General features: G+C 70.2%; 5 protein-coding genes. 2 read left to right on the top strand and 3 right to left on the bottom strand.

The genetic code is table 11. From position 1 onward, the window contains the following. Positions 1-109 precede the first annotated feature (109 nt). A complete protein-coding gene (locus AC08OP_RS19675; RefSeq protein ID WP_476615531.1) occupies positions 110-1,285 on the bottom strand; it encodes a L,D-transpeptidase in 1,176 nt (391 codons plus the stop codon). A gap of 953 nt (positions 1,286-2,238) precedes the next feature. On the opposite strand from AC08OP_RS19675, the gene pucL reads away from it, so the two are divergent. Beyond that, on the top strand, positions 2,239-3,132 hold the full coding sequence (gene pucL, locus AC08OP_RS19670; RefSeq protein WP_476615530.1) for a factor-independent urate hydroxylase: 894 nt from the start codon (positions 2,239-2,241) through the stop codon (positions 3,130-3,132). A 29-nt stretch (positions 3,133-3,161) separates the two neighbouring features. Here the strand turns inward: pucL and AC08OP_RS19665 are convergent, their stop codons facing one another. Continuing rightward, positions 3,162-4,040, bottom strand: coding sequence for an SAM hydrolase/SAM-dependent halogenase family protein (locus AC08OP_RS19665; RefSeq protein WP_476615529.1), 879 nt, complete (start codon positions 4,038-4,040; stop codon positions 3,162-3,164). Between the two features lie 15 nt (positions 4,041-4,055). Further along, complete coding sequence (locus tag AC08OP_RS19660; protein ID WP_476615532.1) at positions 4,056-4,478, bottom strand: DUF3099 domain-containing protein; 423 nt, start codon at positions 4,476-4,478, stop codon at positions 4,056-4,058. Between the two features lie 453 nt (positions 4,479-4,931). On the opposite strand from AC08OP_RS19660, the gene AC08OP_RS19655 reads away from it, so the two are divergent. Continuing rightward, positions 4,932-5,579 (top strand): glycosyltransferase (locus AC08OP_RS19655; protein ID WP_476615528.1); only part of this gene is annotated, 648 nt, incomplete at its 3' end.

Raw genomic sequence — 5,579 nt, 5'->3', positions numbered from 1 at the left:
CCACCGCGGTGGGAGCGGCCGAGGGCGCATATTGACGACGCCCGGCACCGAGCTGGTCGGGCCGGGCGTCGTCCACGCTGCCGCGGCTGCGAGGCCCGCGATCGCCCGGTCAGGCGCCGGCGCCCGCCGCGCCGGTCCTGGGGATGGCGGCCGCAGGCCCGGGCGTGACGGTGCTCACCGCGGAGTCGAGGCTCACCGCGGAGTCGAGCTGGTCGGACACTGGCAGCGCGCTGCCCGCCTTCCACGTGGCCCAGGGGACCGACCACGCGTTGCCGAGCTGTGAGGTGTCCGGCGGCCGACCGGTGTTGACGATGTCGATGATGTCACCGAGCCGGGTGAAGTTGTAGAACCACTGGGCGTCGGCGGGTGAGGCGTTCACGCACCCATGGGAGACGTTGGCTCGTCCCTGGGAGGGCACCGACCAGGGCGCGGAATGCACGTACTGCCCGCCACTGGTGTAGTGGACCGCCCACTGGACCTTCTCGTAGTAGTAGTCCGGGTCGCCCTGGGGGATGCCTACGGTGGCCGAGTCCATGATCACTTCAGCTGACTTACCCAGCACGTTGTGCGGGCCATCCATGCTCGGCAGACTGGGTTTGCCGAGGCTGACCGGCATCGTGCGCAGCAGTTGCGCGTCCCGGAAGACCTTCATCGTGTGGGTGGCCGAGTCGACCTTGGAGACCTGGGCGGAGCCGATGACGAAGTCCATCGCCCGGTCCTTGACCCCCAGCCGGCCCCCGCCCGCGTCGTAGCCGGCGAAGTTGGCCTCGACGTGCACCTTCGTCCCGGGCTTCCAGTACTCCTTCGGCCGCCACATGACGACCCGGTTCGACAGCCAGTTCCACGCGCCGAGGACCGGCGGATCGGTCTGTACGACCAGCCGGCTCTGGACGGCGGCCCGACTGGGCGCGGGCGCGCTGAACGTCAGGCTGATCGGCGCGCCGATCCCGACGGTCTGGCCCGCGACCGGCTCCCAGGAGACCTTGAACGACTTCGCCGGGACGCCGGTCACGAAGCCGGTCCGCACCGACGTCGTCCCGACGATGCCCGTCGCCGGGGACGTGGACGCCTCGACGTCGTACCGCGAATCGGCGAACAGCCCACCGGAGGATGTCCAGGTCCGATGATCGGCCGAGAAGGTACCGAGCAGTATCCCCGGCTCCGTCTTCTCCGACGCGCTCGCCCTCCGGTTGACGGAGACCGCGGCCAGCGGGGCGTTGCCGCGCACGACGACCGGGCTGGTCAGCGCCACCCCGGTGGCGCCGTCCCCCGGCGTGACCGTCACGCTCGCCGCCGGATCCGGCGCGGGGGTGGCCCCGGCCGGCGCCGGTGATGCCCCCCCGCCGGAACAGGCCGCCGCGGACAGCACCGCGGCAAGCAGAAGCGTCCCCCCCGGCCACCGCCGGGGCCGGCGACCAGGCGATCCCGCCGGCCGGGATTCCAGCCGGGCCGAGCGACCCCACCCACGGAAAATACGTGAGGGAATCATTACCGAGCGAGACATGTAATGCCCCCTCTTGAAGGCCGCGCCGGCAGCGTCGCCGGACGGGAAGCTACGTCCGAACGGTACCCAGAGATCAACCCCACGTATCCTCGGTCAGCGGAATCTACGGCGCCAACCGGAAGAGCATCACCCAGCGTCGAGAATCTTAATACGGAGAGTAGCACTCTCCAGGCGTCCCACATACACCCCTCCCCTTCTCCCCTTCTGACGCACGAACGCCTTCCCGAGTTGCCCGGCCCGGAGGACATTTCACCGACCACCCGAAACGACGGCCAGAACCCACGGCGATATCAAAGAAGACGCAACCCGTCACCCGTGCAGATGAGTTTCCGCAACCAGAGACGACCGGGCGGTACACGGCACCGCCGGCATGCGGGACCATTGACGTCTCGCTGACTTTCCATTACCGGAAGCCACCTGGACGGGTCACCACCGCGTGATCCCACCCCGCGGTCCACCTGGCCCGGAGGGGCACCCCGGCGACAGGCCGGGGCGAGGGGCCGGAGGACGAACGGCACGACGAACGGCACGAGCCGGGCGCGCGAAACTCACTGTCGGTCCGGGAGGTCACCCGGTCCAGCAGAATGGTCAGGCCACGTTCGGCGGTCTCCGGCCCGCACCGGTGCCGGCACGACGCGCCGGGACGGTCGGACCCGCGGCAGGCCGATCGACCCGGCCGGGCGAAAAGCGCACTCCGGATAAGGGAAATGACCGTCCCACGACAGGGAGGCCACATGGCGATCGTTCTCGGGCCCAATCAGTATGGCAAGGCGGAGGTCCGTCTCGTCCACGTAGCGCGGAACGGACCGGCGCACCAGATCACCGATCTGAACGTCTCCACTACGCTTCGTGGTGACTTCGCCGCCGCGCACCTGTCCGGCGACAATGCGCACGTGCTCACCACGGACACGCAGAAAAACACCGTCTACGCCTTCGCCCGCGAGCACGGAATCGGCCAGATCGAGGATTTCGCGATCCGGCTGGGTCACCATTTCGTCGGATCCCTCCCGTGGATCGACGGCGCCCGGATAGAAATCGAGCAGTACCGGTGGGACCGCATCCCGGTGGACGGGGTGCCGCACGACCATGCCTTCAGCAGGTCGGCTGGGGAGAAAAGGACGACGGTCGTCACCCTCGACCGTGACACGGCCTTCGTCGTGTCCGGACTCGCCGGGCTGGTCCTGCTGAAGTCGACCGGCTCGGAATTCTCGGGGTTTCTCCGCGACCGGTACACCACGCTGCCCGAGACAACAGACCGCATCCTGGCGACAGAGGTCACCGCCCGCTGGCGCTACGCCCGGTCAGACCTCGGCTTCGGACGGCTGTTCGACGGGATACGGACGGCTCTGGTCAGCACCTTCGCGAGCCTCCACAGCCTGGCTCTGCAACAGACCCTGTACCGGATGGGCGAGGCGGCACTGACCGCGCACGCCGACGTCGCCGAAATCCGCCTGTCAATGCCGAACAAACACCACTTCCTGGTTGATCTAGAACCGTTCGGGCTCGATAATCCCAACACGATCTACTACGCCGCGGACCGGCCGTACGGCAAGATCGAGGGAACGGTCCTGCGCGATGACGCTCCCGACCCGGGGCCGAGCTGGCTGACCTTCCCGGGATTCTGCTGACCGGTGCTGACCGGTGCTGACCGGTGCCGTCACCCGACGGGCGGTGGGCGCCCCGGACGCCTGTCCCAGCGGCGCAGCGTAAGGCGGTCGCCGGGCATAAGCGTGAGGGCATGCGCGGCGTCACCGTCGCGCACGGCGAGGGCCGCCATCCCCGCCGAGTCGACGTAGAGCACCGCCTCCCCCGGGCCGACGGAACCGAAGGTGACCCCCACCGCCAGTTCAACCATCGGGCCTGCGGCCGCGGGCGGCCCGGCCGCCTGCTCGGCCCGGGTCGGGCGGTCCCGCCGGAGCGGTCGCAGCACCGCCCGACCCGGCGGGCGCAGCCCGGCCGCGCCGAGCAGCGCGCCGGAGGCCGCGAGCTGGACGTTGCCGAACGTGTCAACGAGGACCACCTCGGTCTCCACGGTGCCATCCGGGCGTAGCCGAGCCAGGGCCGCCCGCGGACGGACCAGGGTCGCCGGCTCCACCGGCTCACCGACCTCCTGGAGCGGCGTCCCGCGCGCCAGGGCGGCAGCCACCGGGGCGAAGACGTCCCGGCCGTGGAACGTCGCGGGGCTTCCGGGCCGCACCGCCAGCGTGACCGCGGCCTCGATCCCCCCCAACCGCTCGGCCGCGGAGATCAGCAGGCCGTTGTCGGGCCCGACCAGGTGACCGCCGACCGCGCGCAGTGCCAGGGCCCGGCGCGACGTGCCCACCCCGGGATCCACCACGGCGAGGTGCACCCCCCGAGGCAGGGAACCCACCGTCTGGGCGAGCACGGCCGCCCCCCGCCGCACGTCCCCCGGCGGCACCAGGTGGGTCACGTCGATGATCCGGGCGTCCGGCACCGTCTGCAGGATCACCCCGTGGCAGGCTGCAACAAAGCCGTCGGCGAGTCCGTAGTCAGTGGTGAAGCTGATGCACCTCACCGGCTCAACCTGACGTCAACCCGACGGCCCGGAGAGGGGCGCCTCGCCGAGCCCGCTGCCGTCCCGGCCCGGTGGGTCCGGATGGCCGTGCACCCAGCCCTCGTCATCCACCCAGCCCTCGCTGTCGACCACCCGGTGGGGATCGGCCTCCAGGGCCGGCGGCTCGCCCGCCGCCGGCTGGCCCGGATCGTAGCTGGCGGGCCGGTCGCGTTCGGGCGCCGGACCGCCATTGGCGATGACCACCGCGACCCACGGAATGATCACGGCCATCGCGACAGCGACAAACCGCAGCCAGCCGTGGAAGGCGACCACGGCGAGCACGAAGCAGAGCATCCGGAACATCATCGAGAGGAGGTAACGCACCTCCCGCCGATGGATGTCCGACTGCCGCGACCGGGCCGCGGACGTGATCAGGACCGTGTCCTGCCGCCTGAACATCACGCGTACACCTCGATGGCTCTCACTCCCCGACCGGTGCGCCGCCCCGTGCCTCCAAATATCCTCCTCACCGGCGCCCTGGGAAAATGCTGGCGGCCGGCGTGCGACGGTGCGGACCAGGAACCATGGCGCCCGCCGGGCGCCGTGTCGAACGACACCATGTCGGATAGCATCATGTTGCACTATGTCGCGTGACATCATGTCAAGTAACACTATGGTGGATAGCACTATGTCAGGTGGCACTATGTCAAATGACATCGTGTCGAATAACACCATGTCAGGTGACACTGTGTCAGATGGCACCATGTTGGACGGGAATCCGGCCCGGATCCGCCGACCGGATGAACAGCCGGTCGTGTACACCCGTACGGTGCACCAAGCTGTGCCAGAACGTTCATGTAACGGTCGGCTGGCCGTCTGCGGCACGGCTCCATACCCTGCCACGGTGCTCGTGTGCGCATAGCGGTGATCACCGAGTCGTTCCTCCCCCATGTCGACGGGGTGACGAACACGGTCTGTCGAGTGCTGGAACACCTGCGGGACCGGCAGCACGAGGCGATGGTCATCGCGCCGGCTCCGGCGCCCGCCGCCCGACGCGCGGCGGCGCGCAGCCACGCCGGCGCACCGGTGCTGTGGGCGCCGTCGGCTCCCCTACCGGGTTACCCGGCGTTTCGCTTCGCAGTCCCGTGGCCCGGGCTTCCCGCCGCCTTACGGGAGTTCGACCCGGACATCGTCCATCTGGCGGCGCCCGCCGGCCTCGGGGCGCAGGCGGTGTTCGCGGCGCGGCGACTCGGCATACCGAGCATCGCCGTCTACCAGACGGACATCGCCGCGTTCGCCGCCCGCTACGGGCTGGCCACCGCGGAACGCACGATCTGGCACTGGCTGGCCATCGTACACCGGCTCGCGGCCCGGACCCTCGCGCCGTCCTGGGATGCCGTCGACACCCTCCTGAGCCAGGGCGTGCAACGGGTCGCCCGCTGGAGTCGGGGGGTGGACCTCGAACGCTTCCACCCGGCGCACCGGGACGACGAACTGCGCCGCAGCCTCGCTCCGAACGGCGAGGTCCTGGTCGGCTACGTCGGCCGGCTGGCCCGGGAG

The sequence above is a fragment of the Frankia sp. CeRuru1 genome, from assembly GCF_977966315.1.
This window is presented reverse-complemented; position numbering and strand designations above follow the sequence as displayed.

Excerpts from the sequence above, each read along its gene's own strand:
- pucL (WP_476615530.1), top strand. The coding sequence starts at position 2,239 with ATGGCGATCGTTCTCGGGCCCAATCAGTATGGCAAGGCGGAGGTCCGT.
- AC08OP_RS19660 (WP_476615532.1), bottom strand. The coding sequence starts at position 4,478 with ATGTTCAGGCGGCAGGACACGGTCCTGATCACGTCCGCGGCCCGGTCG.